Genomic DNA, 19,281 nt, shown 5'->3' with positions numbered 1-19,281 from the left:
TTTCCCTCTGTAATCTTCTGTTCATATTCCGTTCATATTTCTTTTTTATGATAAGTGCATAGAAAGAAAGAGGAAGGAGCGAGCGAAATGTTTTTAGCTCTGCGTGAATTAAAACAATCAAAATTAAGATATGGATTAATCGGACTTATTATGGTGTTATTATCATTTTTAGTTCTTGTTATTTCAGGATTGGCAAATGGACTATCATATGATAATGCTTCATCGATTCAAAATATGGAGGCAAATAAGTTCGTTTTAGCAGATGATGCGGAAAATAAATTACTTCGTTCACAAATTAAGAAAGACGATGTTGATAACGTAGTAAATCAAGTAGACGAGAAAGAGGCTGTTCCGTTTCGTGTAAAAGTTTCAACGTATGAAAAGAAAGATAGTTCGAAAAAGGTTGATATCGCTATTTTCTCAAGTGAGCGCGATTCATTTTTAGAGCCGAACATTGTAAAAGGTGAGAAATTAGGCACAGCAAATAACGAAATGGTTGCTGACGAATCGATTAAAGAGAAGGGAATCGATATTGGAGATACAATTATCGATCCTGTTTCAAAAAAAGAATTTAAAATCGTTGGATTTACGAAAGACCAAATGTTTAGCCATACACCAGTCGTTTATGTAAATGAAGACGTATGGGGTGCTATTTCCCAACCAAACCAAAAAGATTATAGTGCAATTGCGCTGAATACAGATAAAGAAATTAAAAATGCTCACGTTATTGATAAAAAAGAAGTACTACAAAGTATTCCAGGGTTTAAAGAAGAGCAAGGAACGTTAACGATGATCATTGCATTCTTACTTGTAATCGCTGCGTTATTAATCGGTGTATTCTTCTACGTCATTACATTGCAAAAAACACAGCAATTAGGCGTATTAAAAGCGATTGGTACAAAGGACTCATATTTAGCAAATAGCTTAGTCGTGCAGGCGTTATTCTTATCAGTCGTTGCGATGATAATTAGCATCGTTCTTGTACAAGGGTTAGAGAAAATTTTACCAGCAGGTATGCCGTTCTTATTAACAGCACCGATGATTACACAATATGCAGCAATCTTTATCGTCATTAGTATTTTAGGAACACTTATTTCATTATATCAAGTATTAAAAGTTGATGCGCTAGAAGCAATTGGAGGCGGGATGTAATGACTTCATTATTAAAATTAGACAAAGTAAGTAAAGTGTACGGAGAAGGGAATACGGAAGTAATAGCCCTTCATCCGATATCGCTTGATGTGAAAGCTGGAGAATTTATCGGAATCGTCGGTCCTTCTGGATCGGGGAAAAGTACGTTATTATCAATCGCGGGTGCATTATTATCACCGTCAAAAGGGGATATTTACATTCGTGAGCAAAATATTACACAGTTATCAGAAAAGGAAATGACAGACATTCGTTTGAAAAAAATCGGCTTTATTTTCCAGTTCGCAAACCTTGTTCCATATTTAAATGTGAAAGAACAATTGCTTTATATTGCAAAGCTAAAAAAAGAAAACAAACGAGAATCAGAAAAGCGTGCGGATCATTTATTAGCAGCATTTGGATTAGGGGAAAGAAAAAATCATTATCCAAATCAACTGTCTGGCGGAGAAAAACAAAGGGTAGCAATCGCTCGTGCGTTTATGAACAATCCGGATTTAATATTAGCGGATGAACCAACGGCTAGCTTAGATTCAAAACGTGCACGTGAAGTTGTAGAAATGATGAAACGTGAAGTGAAAGAGAGCCAAAAAGCAGCAATTATGATTACGCATGATGAAAGAATGCTTGATGTATGTGATCGTATATTGACGCTTCGAGATGGACAGTTAATATAAAAAAGGAAAACCGTACATGTATGTGCGGTTTTCCTTTTTTTTTAATGGATTTATTTAGAGAATAACGTTTTAATTTTATTACGAGTAAGTAATAAAATACCGCCTAATACAGATAGCATTCCTAGAGCCATATTGTTTGATTGCTCGCTACCAGCGTTAGGAAGTTCTTTAGCGTTATTGTTTTTAGTACCATTATCTGCTTGCGTTTGTTTAGACTGTGATACTTCATTAATCTTGTTATCAACATTTTGCTTCGTTGTATGTATCTCAGCTAATTTGTCATCAATTTTTTTCTCAGTGTGTTTAAAGTCGTTGATTTTAATATCTAAGTCTTGTTTTTTCTTTGATAAAACGTCTGAAACAGTTTGTTTTGATTGTTTAATTTCGTTAATTTTATTGATTAAATCTTGTCTAGCTTCTTGTAATGCAGCTAGTTTGTTTTTCACATCTTGTTTAGCTAGTTCTAAGTTAGCGGAAAGACTGTCTAAATTGCCTTTAATTTTCTTAAGTTCCTCTAACGTGTTACCAGTATTCGGCTTGTTTTCTTTTAACTCAGCAAGTTTGTCCTCAGCAGTTTGTTTCGCTTTCTTTAACTCAGCTAATTTTTCATCTACTTGTTTTTTTACTTCCTTAAGTTCATTAACCTTTTGATCGATGTTCTCTTTATGTTGCTTCATTTCATTCACTTTTTCATCGACAGTTTGTTTATGTTCTTTAATCTCATTAACCTTATTATCGATATTTTGCTTATGTTCTTTTACTTCAGCAACTTTATCTTCTACTTGTTTTTTATGCTCTTTTATTTCCGCGATTTTATCTTCGGCGATTTGTTTGTCTTGCTGAAGTTTTGCATCTAACTCTTGTTTATGTTGTTTAATCTCGTTAATTTTTTCATCAGCAACTTGTTTACGTTCATGTAGTTCATTCACCTTCGTATCAACATTTTCCTTAACCTTGTTAAGTTCATTGAATGTTTGATCCACGTTTTCTTTGTGTTGCTGCAATTTCGCATCTAACTCTTGTTTATGTTGCTTAATTTCAGCTAATCGATCTCCCGTACTTTGCTGAGGAGTAGCATCATTTACTTCCGCATGAGCAGAGTTTGCGCCAGCAATCATTGCTAAAGCTAGTGTAGACGCAGCGATTGTTTGTTTTGTTTTCATATTTTTGTACCTCTTTTCTTTCATATGCATGAGCTGTTTTGTGTAAAAATGAGCATATAGAAGTAGATTATCTTATCATTATATACCATGTACGATGTCTAGAGGAAGTATTTGCATAATAATCTATCATTATGGAATTCTTATAGTCTCTTATTTTGGAGTAGGGGACAAAACTTTAGCTAGATGAACAATTTCTTTTATAGTAGAGTTTACATCCTTACTATTACGAATAACGAACAAATAATCAGCCTCGTTTTCTATCGGATCGACCACATCTTCATGTTGCGATTCAGCCCGTTGTCGATCGAGTACTTCTTTGAAATTAGAATAACCACCTCTAAAAATATTCGTACTTCGTGTGCTTCGAGCTACTCTTTCGTAAAGGACATCATCTGGAATATCAAAATGAACGAGTATGCGTACATATTCATTCTGTGGAAATAATTCGTTTAGTAAATATAACCTTCCATTTTTACTGCGATTGGAGTTACTAATAATAAGGTGTAAATTTGAATGTTCTTTCGCATAATCAACAATGAATTTTGAAAGACCGTGCTTAAATGTATTAGGGCCTTTAGCCGGCTGTAATTTTTCGTAATGCGTGTTAATAAATTCAGCTTGATTATCTTGATCCATAACGAAAGAGTGGGGTAACTCTTTTTCTAATGCTCTTGCAAATGTAGTTTTTCCACTGTGTGTTTTTCCAACTGTAATGATGACTAATCTTTTCATGACGCCCTCCATTTGTATTGTTATGAACTGGAATATTCGGTGTAGATCGAAATCTTCCTGCTAGAGATTACACAAATTATTGGAGCGTTAGTAGGTTGAAAACTTGACAAAAAAACTTATTTATGCTATAATTTACCGATATAAAAATAAGGTGTATAATAGGGTTCTCCTGGCCAGGGGAACCCTATTTTTGTTGTGAAAATGAAGGAGAGTGTATGTGCGTGAAAAAAGGTGAAGCAAGTGTAACGTCGTTAGTATCAGCTTTTAGCAGGGCGTATCATAGTGAATTTGATAATCCTAAAATCTTTGATGATTATGTAGCTAAAGATTTCATTTTACAAAAAGAATGTAACGATATTGAAACGAACATGGTTCAAGGAATACATTTTTTCAATACAGACATTGCAGAGCAATTTCAAGACAATCCGAAAGAAATATTAAAATGGATTACGCAAGTTCAGTTATCACCAACACCTTTAGCACGTGCCGCATATTGTGAAAGAGTATTACTACATGAAATTACATTAGGAGCGAAACAATACGTCATACTCGGTGCAGGCTTAGATACGTTCAGTTTTAGACACCGAGAATTAGAAAATAAAATAGAAATATTTGAAGTGGATCATCCTTCTACGCAGGCGTTTAAGAAGGAAAGAATAAAAGAAGTAGAACTTGAAGTTCCAAATAACCTTCATTTTGTTTCAATGGATTTTACGAAAGGATTTTCCTATGAACATTTACGCAATGAAGGATTTGAACATAAAAAGACTTTCTTTAGCCTTTTAGGTGTTACGTACTATTTAACGAAAAAGGAGCTTGCTTGTTTAATAGAGTGTTTATTCGAGATAGTTCCAGTAGGGAGTTCTATCGTTTTCGATTATCCGGATGAAAACTTATTTACGGAAAAGGGACTGTCCAATCGAGTTGAAAATATGGTAAAAATGGCTGCGGTAGGCGGAGAACCGATGAAATCATGTTTTTCTTATGCCGAAATGGAAGCACTGTTAGAGAAGGCGGGCTTACTCATTTATGAACATTTATCGCCAGAAGACATAAATAAATTATATTTTGAAGGACGAAACGATTATTTGAAAGCTTTTGAGACAGTGCATTATGTGCATGCGGTGAAAAGGTAGGAAATTAGTAGGCATGGGGAGGAATCTCTGTGTCTTTTTTTATAAAAAAGGAAATGAGCTGTAGTGGTGGAAAATATAATTATAAATATATATAAATTAATGTTTTGTAGAAACTAAAGGAAAGGGGAAATAGAAGATGTTGAAATTACGAGGAAAATACAATGAAGCAAAAGTATATACTACGAATGTAGAAGAAACGGCAGCAGGTCAAATTATTGATCTTTGTAACCAAGAATTCGTAAAGGATAGCAAGATTCGTATTATGCCAGATACACATGCGGGTGCAGGTTGCACGATTGGGACAACAATGACAATTCAAGATAAGATTGTTCCTAATTTAGTCGGGGTTAACTAATCGGCTCAGACTTTAAACTACTCACTCAATTGACTGGGAACCCTAACGATAAAAGGCGAGGGCAATCAGCAGCCAGTGGTTATGGTGACATAATCGAATGGTTCAGAGACTTGTACCATGTTAGCAGACTAAGGTACAGAATTATTCCTCATCCATTTTGAGTTGAAGAGGAATAATTAATACGGTGAGCCTACAGTAGAGACTGCATATCTCGATGACTGTAGAGAAGGTATAGTCCACACTTTCAGGAAACTGGGAGGTAAGTACGATATTGGTTGTGGCATGGAGGTTGTTATAATTAATAAGAAAAAAGAGGAAATCAACTTCGATTACTTAGACGAAACGATACGTAAATTTGTCCCAAGTGGTTTTCGTATTCGAGATAAGGAACATAGATTTTCAAAAATGATTGATTTTGATAGTGTAAGAGCCCCGTTTACATTGCAACGTGCTCAAAAAAGTATTGGTACACTTGGCGGGGGGAATCATTTTGTCGAACTGAATGAGGATGATGAAGGAAATGTATACATTGTTATTCATAGTGGTTCGCGTAATTTAGGGAAACAAGTAGCAGAGTATTATCAAAACTTTGCTTACGAGCAACTTATAAACGTTAAATCTATTAAAGAAGAAATGATTGAGCGTTTAACGAAAGAAGGCAGACAACAAGAAATACATGAAGCTTTACGTGAAATTAAGAAACCGGTGATTCGTAAAGAATTAGCTTATTTAGAAGGACAAGGATTTAAAGATTACATGAATGATATGAAAATTGCACAAAAATATGCGGAGTTAAATCGTAAAGCAATGATTGATGAAATCGTCACTACAATGGATTGGAAAGTAACAGATCAATTCACTACAATCCATAACTACATCGATATGGACAATATGATTCTAAGAAAAGGTGCTATTTCAGCTCAGAAAGATGAACGAGTAATCATTCCAATCAATATGAGAGATGGTTCAATCATTGCATTTGGTAAAGGAAATCCAGATTGGAACTTTTCTGGCCCTCATGGAGCAGGGCGTATTATGAGCCGTAAGAAGGCGAAAGAAGTACTTAACTTAGAGGATTTTCAAAATACAATGACAGAGGTTTGGACTACATCTGTTGCAGAAAGTACTTTAGATGAAGCACCAATGGTATATAAGCCAATGGATGAAATTATTGAGAATACAAAAGAAACAATTGATATTAAACATATTATTAAGCCACTTTACAATTTTAAGGCTAATTAAAAGAGGAGTAACGTTTATTAAAGAAAAAGAACTTGAAAAGATAGCATATTTTGTGGCGGTTATATAACAGAGATTAAAAAGACAACATATTAAACTAAGAGATTCATCATATTCATTTACATTTATGTAATGTTAAAGACTAGAAAGCTAGATTGGCGCGAATTGCTAATTGTGGAGTGTGAAAAAAGACAAAATCTCTTAAAAAACACTTAATTTTTCATTCCATCAATCTTTACAATCTCCTCCTATAATGTGAATTGGACAAGCACCTAAGACAGAGCAGAACATGTCAGTTTGTACATTCTATTATTAGGGGGAGAATTTGTATGAAAAAGACAGTTGCTTCGTTAGCAGTTATGGCGGCATTATTACCGACTTTTTCAGTGCATGCGGAAGGGAAAGAGAAAGTTCGAAAATCAGCTACAACTTTTAATGTTATTAGTGACATTCAAGGTGATTTAGGAGATTTTGATCACGTATTAAAAGATATGAATAAAGTAACGCCACTTTCTAGAGCGCTTATTATGAATGGGGATATAACGCCGACTGGACAACAGTCACAATATGATGATGTAATGCGTGTGTTAAATAAAAATAAGCATCCAGAAAATATATGGTCTACTGTTGGGAATCATGAGTTTTATGCTGGTAAATGGACAGCAGATGGGAAACTCTCTCAAAGTACATGGCCAAATGGTGTAACTGAGGAAACTTTATTTAACCGCTATCTGAAATTTAGTGGACAAGAAAAGGTATATCATAAAAAAGAATTAGACGGTTATCCGCTTCTATTTTTAGGAACTGAAAAATATATGAAATACCACGATTCAAAAATGTGGGATGAAGTATATATGAGTGATGAGCAATTAGGTTGGTTAAAACAAAATTTAGAAGAGTACAGTCAAAAAGATAAAAATAAGCCAATCTTCATTTTCTCTCATCATGTTTTACCTGATACAGTATCGGGATCAAGACAATCACCATATTTACAAGATTATTTAAACGTGGATAAATTGTACGATATATTAAAAGACTATCCGCAAGTTGTTTTCTTCACGAGCCATACGCATTGGGATTTAAACTTACCTGACTGGGCTGGTAAAAAGAAAATTAAAGGTGGAGATGAAAAAGGTTTCACTGTTGTAAATACGGGCGGTATTGAAACAGGCTGGATGTCAGCAGGGCCAAATGGAGGAGAGAAAACTGCTCCAGATGGCTATTCATTTAAACAAGGGTTACAAGTGAAAGCATATGGTAACGATGTAATTGTGACAGCTTACGATTACAAACGTGATAAGGATATAAAGAAGTTATTAATTAGTGATTCAAAAATTGCGCAGATGGCACCAAATGTAACGGCAGATGATCGTAAAAATATAATTGTCGGTGCAACTGAATATATGGAGTATTCTATAGAAGGAACGAATGAGTGGCATACGTATAGTAAAGCAAATCCTACGAAATTTGATGGAGATAAAGTCGTATACGTACGCCATAAAGGTGAAATGAATTTAGAGCCGGGATTAACACACTTACTTCGTTTTTCGGTAAATAAGTGATTGGAGGGAGCCCACATTTGAATGTGTGGGCTCTTTTTTTGTTGATGAGAAAGGGGTTGCCTGTCTGTCGTTTTTTGTCGATAGATCGATATATTAAGAAAATCGTTGATATATTGCAAGTTACGATAGATATATTTGAAAAATCGTTGATATATTGTAAGGAATGAACGATATATTTAAAAAATCGTTGATATAAATTTCATGTACCGTAATTAAGTTAAAATCATTAATACGGTTTTACTTATCAAAACGAAATTCTAATACATTTTTAACCGAGAAAGATGACTTCACCATTTTTACGTGTAATAATAGTAACGTTACATATATTGTGAAAGAAGTACAAAAGGAGCGTTACAATGAATTTAGCTAAATTCCCGAGAAAAAAATATACAGAATCATATACACCAATTGAAAAGTTAAACAATTTTTCTGAAGCACTTGGTGGTCCGACTATTTATTTTAAAAGAGATGATTTACTTGGTTTAACAGCCGGTGGCAATAAGACGAGAAAGTTAGAATTTCTAGTTGCAGATGCACAGGAAAAGGGTGCAGATACGTTAATTACAGCTGGTGGTATTCAGTCAAATCATTGCCGCCTGACACTTGCTGCTGCGGTAAAAGAAAAAATGAAATGTATCCTTGTATTAGAGGAAGGGCTTGAGACAGAAGAGGAGAGAGACTTTAACGGGAACTATTTCTTATATCACTTATTAGGTGCTGAAAATGTAATTGTTGTACCGAACGGAGCAGATCTTATGGAAGAAATGCATAAAGTAGCACAAGAAGTAAGTGAAAAAGGTAATACACCATATGTAATTCCAGTTGGTGGATCAAATCCTACGGGCGCAATGGGATACGTTGCTTGTGCGCAAGAAATTATGGCGCAATCATTTGAGCAAGGAATTGATTTCAGTTCAGTTGTTTGTGTAAGTGGTAGCGGCGGTATGCATGCTGGTTTAATTACTGGTTTTTCTGGAACACAAAGTCATATTCCTGTAATCGGGATTAACGTAAGTAGAGGAAAAGCTGAGCAAGAAGAGAAAGTAGCAAAACTTGTAGATGAAACTTCAGCACACGTTGGTATTCCAAACTTTATCTCGCACGACGCTGTTACGTGCTTTGATGAATATGTAGGGCCCGGCTATGCGTTACCAACGCCGGAAATGGTAGAGGCAGTTCAGTTACTTGCGAAAACAGAAGGTATTTTACTTGATCCAGTGTATACAGGTAAGGCGGTAGCGGGATTAATCGACTTAATTAGAAAAGGTAAATTTAATAGGGAAGACAATATTTTATTCGTACATTCAGGTGGTTCACCAGCTTTATATGCGAATACTTCTTTATTTGTGTAAGTGTAAAAAGCATTGGGTATCCAATGCTTTTTTGTTATATACTGGAATTATCGAGAGGTAGGAGGATGATATGAATTCAAATTTAAAATGGATTATATATACGGTACTCGGCATTTCTATTCTATTAATCTTATTTGTGGCTTATGGGGTGTATTCTTATTTTACATTTTAAAAGCGTAATGGAAGTGAACCATAATGTAATGTATGTTATAGTTTGATATGTTAATTACTTACAATACTTTCTACAAGGAGAATACATAATGAGAGCAAAGAAACTAGTAACGTTAGCAGTTCCATTTATACTGTTAGTCGGATGCGAGGTAGGAGATAAAGATTCTACTCATAAGACTGAGCAAACTAGTAAAGTAATAACGAAAACAGTAATTTCTGAACAACAGTATCCGTACTACATATGTGAGCAAGTGGTAGAGTTCCAATTTAAGAAGGATGAACTATTACTAAACTTAGGAGAATCCTTAAAGGGCAAAGAAAAAGCAAAAGCTGTTTTAAAAACATCAAACGAGATAGATAAAATTTTAGACAATATGGAACACATAAAAGTACCTGATACATACAAAGACATTCACAAATCCATACAAGAAGGGGTAACAGAGGCAAGAAAAGCAACGAAGTTAATTAAGGATGCTGGTAAAGAAGATAAACAGAAGATTCAAGAAGCTACAATGAAAGGTACTGAATTTTTATCAGGTGTAGACGGAGAGCATTGGAAAAAAGCAATTTATGAGTTATCACAGGAAAACAAAGATGCTTATAGTAAGGCACTTGATAAGAAAGTAAAGGAGCACTCAAAGTAAAACAGTAACTTGTAACAATACATATCTACATAAAATTTCCGCGAATGCTATGCTAGGAAGTTAGGTGGGAGATTACTGTCCTTAAATGTGGCTGATTAAAGCTACAGCCACATTCTCCTGTTCTAATTAACTAAAAGAAGAACTTCCCCATCCCGATTAGACTACTGATCATTCCTATTCCACTCATGGTGCCTTTTCCTGCTGTAAGTAAGTTTCCAAGCATTCCTAGCTGACCGTTACCTCCGTTATTTCCCCATCCCATTGGGGCCCACGGACCACCCCATCCTGGAGGATTTCCAAAAACACCCGAGTTATTGGTATTGAAATGAAAAGGCTTGGCTGGCGGCGATAGTAAAGCTGCAAGATGACCTTGTGCGAACATCCCTGTATGACTGAATGGTTGCGCCCAGGGGAAGGGAGGTTTTTGAAAATTAAAACCTGCATGACTTGGTAATGGAGTCCAATTAGCAGGCTGACCTTGGGGCATTATCCCTGCATAATTAATTGGCTGCCCCCAAGAGAAGAGAGGGGGGTGGGGATTGAACCCCGTATAATTGGCTGATGAATCCCAACTAACTGGATAGACTCGGTAACTCCAATTCTCAGAAATCTTCAAATCATTCATTACCTCAGATGTAGTTATCTCGGGCTGTGAATATAATGAAATTTGGTTATTATATTGTTGACCATTTCCCTTTGAATTCAAATACCAATATTGGTCCATACGCTTATTCTCCTCACTTTAAAAATGTAATGTTAGACTTAGCCTATGTAATATTCCTTTTTATGGATGGTTACATAACTAGATCTACAAGCCTGTATTTAAAGGAATGGGTGCGTGGTCTTTTTGATTTTTCTCGCTCCCTGTAAAATTCTCATTGATTTAAAGCTTCACTTTATTTTAGAAGGGGATTTTCAGTTGCTTATTTTGTGTATTTCAGCCTAATTTAAATTCCGTTAACAAACATTTTTATAAAGGTTTAATCAACAAAAAGATTTTAAAATGGTATGTTGAGCAAGTGGAATTGCTAAAAAGAGAATATCCATTCGAAGAGTTTGGCAAAATACTGCAAGGGTAATATTTTCTTGTGCAAATATGTAAACGATTTAAACGAATCAATGAAATTTATAATGAAGGGGCAATTAAATATATGAGTGAAACATTACATAAAAGAAAACCACCATATGTAATGCTTGTAATCCTTTTTATTGGGGCATTTGTTTCATTTCTAAATAACTCCCTTTTAAATGTAGCCTTGCCATCAATAATGAAAGATTTAAACATTCAAGATTATTCAACGATCCAGTGGCTTTCTACAGGGTATATGCTTGTAAGTGGTATATTAATTCCGGCCTCAGCATTTTTAATAACGCGTTTCTCCAATAGGAGCCTATTTATTACATCTATGGTGATTTTTATTCTTGGTACTGCCTTAGCGGCTGTAGCACCTAACTTTGGTTTATTACTTACTGGTCGGATGGTTCAAGCGGCAGGCTCTTCAGTTATGGGACCTTTGTTAATGAATATTATGCTAGTAAGCTTTCCAAGAGAAAAAAGGGGAACAGCAATGGGGATTTTTGGACTAGTTATGATTACAGCTCCAGCAATTGGGCCGACACTATCAGGTTATATTGTAGAGTATTATGACTGGCGTTTGCTTTTTGAAATGATTTTACCGTTAGCAATCATTAGCTTACTGTTAGGGATTTGGAAATCGGAGAATGTCATGAGACAAAATGAAAATGCAAAACTTGATTATATCTCATTACTATTATCTTCTGTCGGTTTTGGCGGTTTGTTATATGGATTCAGTTCTGCAAGCTCCGATGGTTGGACGAATAAAGTTGTCTTAACAGCCTTAATCATAGGCGCTATTGCCCTAATTGCTTTCATTATTCGACAATTAAAAATGGATGAGCCGTTATTGGATTTACGTGTTTACAAGTACCCAATGTTTGCGCTTGCGTCTGTAATTGCAATTGTCAACGCAGTGGCCATGTTTTCGGGGATGATTTTAACACCAGCTTATGTACAAAACGTCCGCGGTATTTCACCGCTGAGCTCTGGGCTGATGATGCTTCCAGGTGCGGTAATAATGGGGATTATGTCACCAATTACAGGTAAACTATTTGATAAATATGGCCCTCGGATTCTTGGTATAGTAGGACTTTCCATTACAGCTGTTTCAACTTATATGCTGGCAAACCTGCAAATCGATTCTAGTCACACACATATTATTCTTATTTACACATTGCGGATGTTTGGGATGGCGATGGTGATGATGCCACTTATGACAAATGGCCTCAATCAATTGCCAACGCGCTTAAATCCGCACGGTACAGCTGTTAATAATACAGCTCAACAAGTGTCCGGTTCGATTGGTACTGCTATTCTTGTTACAATTATGAATTCTGTAACAAAAACAAAAGCTGAAAGTCTAATGGCTGATGTAGATCCAACAACCTTCACAGAGGCTACGAAGGCAATGTTAACTCAGAAGGCTTTATTATCCGGAATTCAATATTCATTCTATGTAGCGCTTGGCATGAATGTTGTTGCACTACTATTAGTTTTTTTCGTTAAACGTGTAGATACAAGTGCGGAAGCTGTCGAGAAGTTAAATCGATAGAGAAGAATAAAACGCTAGATAATGATTCCTACAAGTTTTTTTGCTGCTAAGGCGCCGATATTTAAAGCTGGAAAAGAGCTGAAAGAAGCAGTGAAATAATTATATAGTGAAAGAGGACCTGATGTTCATATCAGGTCCTCTTTCATTAGTAACACAGTATACTTGCTTATCATATTGGTTTAACTAGACTACTGATTACAATCTTAAGCTCGTCAACTTTTCTATTTTGGGGTGTTTTATAAGAAAATGAATCAAAATAATCGTTTTTATAAACAAATAAAAGAGATGAGATCCGTTTGCAATTTCTCATAAACATTATAATTTTAGATTATCTTTTAACACCAACATTAAAAGGCTCTAATTATATGTATTCGCTTCATTTTAATTTAGTATTTTTCTACAAGTTATAAATCTAATTGCCAAGCTTATACTCAATATCATAATCATGAATAGTTAGGGAAAAGATAAAATAAGGTAATCAATTACATATCTGTATCCCAGGCGATTAGTTGCTATTTCCTCTTTATTAAATGGGATATTTTATTTCATGCTTTTTTGAAAGGGTGTTTTAAATGGAAAAAAAAGTATCTGCCATTCCTCAGCCGAAAACATATGGACCGCTGGGTAATCTCCCATTAATCGATAAAGATAAACCGACTCTATCGTTTATTAAGCTGGCGGAAGAGTATGGTCCCATTTTTCGAATTCAAACTTTAAGTGATGCCATAATTGTCGTTTCTGGACATGAACTGGTAGCAGAAGTTTGTGACGAAACGCGGTTCGATAAAAGCATAGAGGGTGCTTTGGCAAAGGTTCGTGCCTTTGCTGGAGACGGATTATTTACTAGCGAGACTCACGAGCCTAACTGGAAAAAAGCTCATAATATTTTGATGCCTACATTTAGCCAACGGGCAATGAAAGATTACCATGCCATGATGGTCGATCTTGCTGTACAACTCGTTCAAAAATGGGCACGGCTTAATCCGAATGAAGACGTAGATGTTCCGGAGGATATGACTCGCCTTACGTTAGATACAATTGGTCTATGTGGTTTTAATTACCGATTTAATAGCTTTTATCGTGAGACCCCTCATCCTTTTATCACTAGTATGAGCCGTGCTCTAGATGAGGCAATGCACCAATTGCAGCGGCTGGATATAGAAGACAAACTCATGTGGAGAACGAAACGTCAATTTCAGCATGATATCCAATCTATGTTTTCTTTAGTAGATAATATTATTGCTGAACGTAAAAGTAGTGGAGATCAGGAAGAAAATGATTTACTTTCCCGTATGTTAAATGTTCAGGATCCGGAAACTGGTGAAAAATTAGATGATGAAAACATTCGTTTCCAAATTATCACTTTTTTAATAGCTGGGCATGAGACAACAAGTGGATTGTTATCGTTTGCAATTTACTTTTTATTAAAGAATCCGGATAAGTTGAAAAAAGCCTATAAAGAAGTAGACCGTGTTTTGACAGATCCCACTCCAACATACCAACAAGTTATGAAACTGAAGTATATACGGATGATTTTAAATGAATCGCTACGTCTATGGCCTACCGCTCCAGCATTCAGTCTCTATGCAAAAGAAGATACAGTGATTGGCGGGAAATACCCAATTAAGAAAGGAGAAGATCGTATTTCTGTTCTTATTCCACAGCTACATAGGGATAAAGATGCATGGGGAGACAATGTGGAAGAATTCCAACCTGAACGATTTGAAGAGCTGGATAAGGTTCCTCATCATGCTTATAAGCCATTTGGAAATGGCCAGAGAGCATGTATCGGTATGCAATTTGCACTTCATGAAGCCACTCTTGTAATGGGAATGCTTCTTCAACATTTTGAATTAATCGATTATCAAAACTATCAGCTGGACGTAAAACAAACATTAACGCTAAAGCCCGGTGATTTTAAGATTAGGATTCTACCCCGAAAACAAACTATAAGCCATCCTACTGCTCTTGCACCTACAGAGGACAAGCTGAAAAGTCATGAAATTAAGCAGCACGTCCAGAAGACACCTTCTATTATTGGGGCCGATAATCTTTCACTTCTTGTTCTGTACGGCTCGGATACAGGGGTAGCAGAAGGTATTGCAAGAGAATTAGCGGATACAGCTAGTTTAGAAGGAGTTCAAACGGAAGTGGTAGCTCTTAACGATCGAATTGGAAGTTTGCCAAAAGAAGGAGCGGTACTTATTGTGACTTCTTCTTATAATGGAAAACCGCCAAGTAATGCAGGGCAGTTTGTGCAATGGTTGGAGGAACTAAAACCGGATGAGCTAAAAGGGGTTCAATACGCAGTTTTTGGTTGTGGAGATCATAATTGGGCTAGTACCTATCAACGGATTCCAAGATATATTGATGAGCAGATGGCTCAAAAAGGAGCAACAAGATTTTCTAAATGCGGAGAAGCAGATGCAAGTGGTGATTTCGAGGAACAGCTCGAGCAATGGAAACAAAGCATGTGGTCTGATGCGATGAAGGCATTTGGATTGGAGCTCAACAAAAATATGGAAAAAGAGCGCAGTACGTTGAGTCTGCAATTTGTCAGTCGTCTTGGAGGATCTTCTCTTGCACGAACATATGAAGCAGTTTATGCGTCTATACTAGAAAATCGTGAACTCCAATCATCCAGCAGTGATAGAAGTACACGACATATCGAGGTATCCTTGCCAGAAGGCGCTACATATAAAGAAGGAGACCACCTTGGAGTGCTGCCAGTTAATAGCGAGAAAAATATCAACCGAATTTTAAGACGCTTTGGATTAAATGGGAAGGATCAAGTTATACTGAGTGCAAGTGGACGAAGTATAAATCACATACCTTTAGACAGTCCTGTTAGTTTATTGGACCTTCTTAGTTATAGTGTCGAAGTTCAAGAAGCAGCCACTCGTGCACAAATACGAGAAATGGTAACATTCACAGCATGTCCTCCTCATAAAAAAGAATTGGAAGCATTGTTAGAAGAAGGAGTTTACCATGAACAAATATTAAAGAAACGGATTTCAATGTTGGACCTTCTTGAAAAGTATGAGGCTTGTGAAATCCGATTTGAACGCTTTTTAGAACTTCTTCCTGCGCTCAAACCGCGTTACTATTCTATTTCAAGCTCTCCACTTGTTGCACAGAATCGTCTGAGCATTACGGTCGGTGTTGTTAATGCGCCTGCATGGAGTGGGGAAGGGACATATGAAGGAGTCGCTTCTAATTATTTAGCTCAGCGTCATAATAAAGATGAGATTATTTGTTTCATTCGAACGCCACAATCAAACTTTGAATTACCTAAAGATCCAGAAACACCAATTATTATGGTTGGGCCAGGTACTGGAATTGCACCATTCCGTGGATTCTTGCAAGCGCGTCGTGTTCAAAAGCAAAAAGGTATTAATTTAGGACAAGCGCATCTATATTTTGGTTGTCGTCATCCTGAAAAAGATTATCTCTATCGTACAGAACTAGAAAATGATGAAAGAGATGGATTAATCTCTTTACACACAGCTTTTTCTCGTCTAGAGGGACATCCCAAAACATATGTACAGCATTTAATAAAACAAGATAGTATCAATTTAATTTCGTTATTAGATAATGGAGCTCATCTTTATATATGTGGTGATGGCAGTAAAATGGCTCCGGATGTAGAAGATACCCTTTGTCAAGCATATCAAGAAATTCATGAAGTCAGTGAACAAGAAGCAAGGAATTGGTTGGATCGTGTGCAAGATGAAGGGCGATATGGAAAAGATGTTTGGGCTGGTATATGAATGTTTCTTAATTAGATACGTAGTAACTAATGAACTTCTTTCGAATAAATTTCACTTTATTAGTATCGTGTGTTTAGCTGAATAATGATTAACCGGACTATTTAGTATCTACTAAATAAAAAACAGGACCTGATATGCATCTATCAGGTCCTGTTTCACATAGACATTATACATGGATATTTTCCACACATTATCAATGTTTGTAATGTAGTTAGCCTTGTGGGTCAGCTATAAAATCAGATATTATTTTTTCAATATCGAAAGGAGTAATCCCTTTATGCAAAGTGAAAATAGTTTCTGCTTCTTCGATGTCTTGAACGAGTTCACCTCTAGCTTCAATATGTAATCGGAACAAGTCATATAAATTCGGTTTAACTAAATTAGTTAAAGCCTTTCCAACTAGTATCATACCTTTTTGATTAGCCTCGATGGTATTATCATAAGTTAGATCTCTTGTAAGAGATAAATCTGTCCAAATCAATTTTCGTTCCTTTAAGTCTAAGATAACTGGAATAGAGATTTGGGTGTCGGCAGTAATATCCACTTTATCTTGAACAGTAGAAGGTTCAAATATTTCACCTGAACCAGGATATTGACGAACCATCCAACCAGTAAAGCATTCTGGTAAATCTTTATATGGTTGGTCTGTGTAAGAAAGCGAAGTCATGACTACATAGCGTCCACCATATTTCAGCACAGACGGAATATCGAAATCAATGAATTCAGATGCCCCCTTTGGTGCAGAAGTAATGTCTCCGCTATGGTAGGCTTTGAAATTTTTTGAACGTAAGTTCGTGAAGGATACATGTTCTTTGTATTGCCAATCTTCGTCGTACATTGCAGCAGACAAATCAATGTCAACGCGTCCTGTATGTTGTCCATTCACATAGCCTTCTTTCCACCATAGGAAAAAACGAATCGTATCTCCTTCTGGCAAATCTACTTTACTTCCTCGAGATAATGTGCGAAGCGCTTTGCTGGCTGAACGTTGAGAGAAGGGAACTAAGTGATTTTTTAACTGTTCATCCAAAAATACTTTTCCGAGACTTGGAAGTTTTGCGAAGCGATTTTTTAAAGTATCTTCACACATTTTTACAATCATTAAACAAATATCCTCTGAGATAAATGGAAGTGTATTTTCAATACCTATAGCTTTTGCTACATTTCCCTTTGGAAAAAAGGTACGAAATTCATTTTTATCATTTCGATGCTTAAAATGAGCTGTGAGTTGAAGTAATACAGGAGTAGAAACGTCTCCTATTATACTTAGAAACTCTTCGAGAATATGGAAAACATCTGTTGACTTATCACTACATAAACGGATTAAATGATCCAAGCGTCTGGCAAATTCCCCAGGGCGAGTTTTTAAAAGATTTTTCGCTGTCATGATATCACGATTCAACAAAGCTGCTTCTATTTTTCCATTAAATGTTTCAACTTTAATGTTGTTGCGAAGAATCTCAAATGCTCGGTGGGTTTTTGGGAAACGAGTATGATATTCTGCTGGATGAAGAATTTCACCTAGACGAATCCAACGTTTTTTGTATCGAAGCATATCTTCAGTAATGTTTCCGCATTGCTCTAACAATCCTAAAAGGAAGCGTCTTTCTGCTCGGTTAAACTTCTTGAATCGAACGGAAGATGCTAAACTCACATCGCCTTCAGATAAAGCAACTGCAAGGCGAAGAACATCAGTTGCTGTTTTAAAATACTTTGCAGCAGCATCGGCTGATATTTTTCTGTTTATTAATAAAACTCCAATTATAAAAGACATATTTTCCTTATGAGGAATTACATTAGGTAGAAAACAGGAAACATCTTCAGTGTGTGTAATAGCCCATTCTACATCTGTCTTATCAGTTGAGGAAATAGAGCTGTTTGCACTAATCAATTGAGAAATCATTTGATTGAAATCTTCTTCACTTCCTAAGTTAATAACTTTCAAATCAACGCTATCTAAAAGAGGAAGTCGTTCTTCTACTTTTGATACAGGTAGGCGCAACGTCACATAATGAATAATAGCATTAATGTATAAATCAGCGTCACTTAAATCCATCATTTGTTGCGGAAAGTTTGGATACATAGGAGTAAACTGAATATGTGCACCAACCATTTCTTTTAAATGTTTTACCAACTCTTTGTAAAACGATGTGAATGTATCAACCGAAAGTGTTTGCAACTCTTCTATTAAAGGCTCGGAAAAAGTAAATCCTAAACTTTCCAAGTTTTTTAAAACAGTGGCTAAATAAATGTTCGGTAGTTTATTTTCTTCTCTTTTTATAATTACTTTCAAACTTCTTCTTATGTAAATAGAATTTTTCATGAGAACGCCAGCTATTCACTCCTTATAAAAGAGGGGAATAGTCTGACTGTCCTCCTTTCAGTGGTAGATTTTTATTTTTACATGCATAAACACACTAATTATAGAGAAATGCACTGAGGGTACATAGCTATTTTTTAGTGGAAAATTAGGGGTATAACATTTAGTTGTTAAGTGGTAATTTGTTAATTAAGAAAAGAAAACCTCTACATCAATGGTTGATAAACTAAAGTTTATTCAATCCCAAAGAAGAAAGAGGTTTTATAGTCTAATTGTTTTCATAGGAAATTGACAACTCTAAAACAATTTGGAATTTCTGGAAAAGAAGGAAGAATTGTCATAGCCTATGTGTTTAGCAGGAAAGTAACATCCCTATTTCGCCAA

General features: G+C 35.8%; 14 protein-coding genes. 10 read left to right on the top strand and 4 right to left on the bottom strand.

The features are described from left to right. Nucleotides 1-87 precede the first annotated feature (87 nt). Complete coding sequence (locus AXW78_RS15415; RefSeq protein ID WP_061884384.1) at nucleotides 88-1,152, top strand: ABC transporter permease; 1,065 nt, start codon at nucleotides 88-90, stop codon at nucleotides 1,150-1,152. Next, the gene (locus tag AXW78_RS15410) at nucleotides 1,152-1,823 is read left to right on the top strand and encodes an ABC transporter ATP-binding protein (RefSeq protein WP_061884383.1); all 672 of its coding nucleotides are present in this window, start codon (nucleotides 1,152-1,154) and stop codon (nucleotides 1,821-1,823) included. Before AXW78_RS15415 ends, AXW78_RS15410 begins: the two co-directional genes overlap by 1 nt. A gap of 50 nt (nucleotides 1,824-1,873) precedes the next feature. Here AXW78_RS15410 and AXW78_RS15405 read toward each other — a convergent pair whose 3' ends face one another. Next, nucleotides 1,874-2,986 carry an LPXTG cell wall anchor domain-containing protein gene (locus tag AXW78_RS15405; RefSeq protein WP_061884382.1) on the bottom strand — a complete coding sequence of 371 codons (1,113 nt, stop codon included), beginning with the start codon at nucleotides 2,984-2,986 and terminating at the stop codon, nucleotides 1,874-1,876. A 150-nt stretch (nucleotides 2,987-3,136) separates the two neighbouring features. Beyond that, complete coding sequence (locus AXW78_RS15400; protein ID WP_061884381.1) at nucleotides 3,137-3,718, bottom strand: ATP-binding protein; 582 nt, start codon at nucleotides 3,716-3,718, stop codon at nucleotides 3,137-3,139. A 215-nt stretch (nucleotides 3,719-3,933) separates the two neighbouring features. On the opposite strand from AXW78_RS15400, the gene AXW78_RS15395 reads away from it, so the two are divergent. From AXW78_RS15395 to AXW78_RS15370, 6 genes are all read left to right on the top strand, one after another. After that, nucleotides 3,934-4,854 (top strand): class I SAM-dependent methyltransferase, encoded by a 921-nt coding sequence (locus AXW78_RS15395; protein WP_081113975.1) that lies wholly within the window; start codon nucleotides 3,934-3,936, stop codon nucleotides 4,852-4,854. A gap of 136 nt (nucleotides 4,855-4,990) precedes the next feature. Next, nucleotides 4,991-5,209 (top strand): RtcB family protein, encoded by a 219-nt coding sequence (locus AXW78_RS15390; RefSeq protein WP_000916247.1) that lies wholly within the window; start codon nucleotides 4,991-4,993, stop codon nucleotides 5,207-5,209. 282 nt (nucleotides 5,210-5,491) lie between these two features. Then, nucleotides 5,492-6,451: an RtcB family protein gene (locus AXW78_RS15385; protein WP_061884379.1), complete on the top strand. Its 960-nt coding sequence runs from the start codon at nucleotides 5,492-5,494 to the stop codon at nucleotides 6,449-6,451. 326 nt (nucleotides 6,452-6,777) lie between these two features. Beyond that, nucleotides 6,778-8,010 (top strand): DUF4073 domain-containing protein, encoded by a 1,233-nt coding sequence (locus AXW78_RS15380; protein WP_061884378.1) that lies wholly within the window; start codon nucleotides 6,778-6,780, stop codon nucleotides 8,008-8,010. Nucleotides 8,011-8,366: 356 nt separating this feature from the next. Next, nucleotides 8,367-9,362: a D-cysteate sulfo-lyase gene (locus AXW78_RS15375; protein WP_061884377.1), complete on the top strand. Its 996-nt coding sequence runs from the start codon at nucleotides 8,367-8,369 to the stop codon at nucleotides 9,360-9,362. 260 nt (nucleotides 9,363-9,622) lie between these two features. Next, entirely contained in the window at nucleotides 9,623-10,177 is a 555-nt protein-coding gene (locus AXW78_RS15370) for a DUF7018 domain-containing (lipo)protein (RefSeq protein WP_061884376.1), read from the top strand. 130 nt (nucleotides 10,178-10,307) lie between these two features. Here the strand turns inward: AXW78_RS15370 and AXW78_RS15365 are convergent, their stop codons facing one another. Continuing rightward, complete coding sequence (locus AXW78_RS15365; RefSeq protein ID WP_000373137.1) at nucleotides 10,308-10,901, bottom strand: hypothetical protein; 594 nt, start codon at nucleotides 10,899-10,901, stop codon at nucleotides 10,308-10,310. A gap of 427 nt (nucleotides 10,902-11,328) precedes the next feature. Between AXW78_RS15365 and AXW78_RS15360 the strand changes: the two genes are divergently transcribed. After that, nucleotides 11,329-12,807, top strand: coding sequence for a DHA2 family efflux MFS transporter permease subunit (locus tag AXW78_RS15360; RefSeq protein ID WP_061884375.1), 1,479 nt, complete (start codon nucleotides 11,329-11,331; stop codon nucleotides 12,805-12,807). A 572-nt stretch (nucleotides 12,808-13,379) separates the two neighbouring features. Continuing rightward, complete coding sequence (gene cypD / locus AXW78_RS15355) at nucleotides 13,380-16,577, top strand: bifunctional P-450/NADPH--P450 reductase (protein WP_061884374.1); 3,198 nt, start codon at nucleotides 13,380-13,382, stop codon at nucleotides 16,575-16,577. A 211-nt stretch (nucleotides 16,578-16,788) separates the two neighbouring features. On the opposite strand, the gene AXW78_RS33905 is transcribed toward cypD, so the two are convergent. Then, on the bottom strand, nucleotides 16,789-18,900 hold the full coding sequence (locus AXW78_RS33905) for a TerD family protein (RefSeq protein ID WP_061884373.1): 2,112 nt from the start codon (nucleotides 18,898-18,900) through the stop codon (nucleotides 16,789-16,791). Nucleotides 18,901-19,281 lie beyond the last annotated feature (381 nt).

Origin of the sequence: Bacillus thuringiensis (assembly GCF_001595725.1) — a bacterium.
Lineage (GTDB): Bacteria > Bacillota > Bacilli > Bacillales > Bacillaceae_G > Bacillus_A > Bacillus_A thuringiensis_K.
The sequence above is the reverse complement of the archived record's forward strand: the minus strand, read 5'-3'. Positions and strand labels throughout refer to the sequence as shown.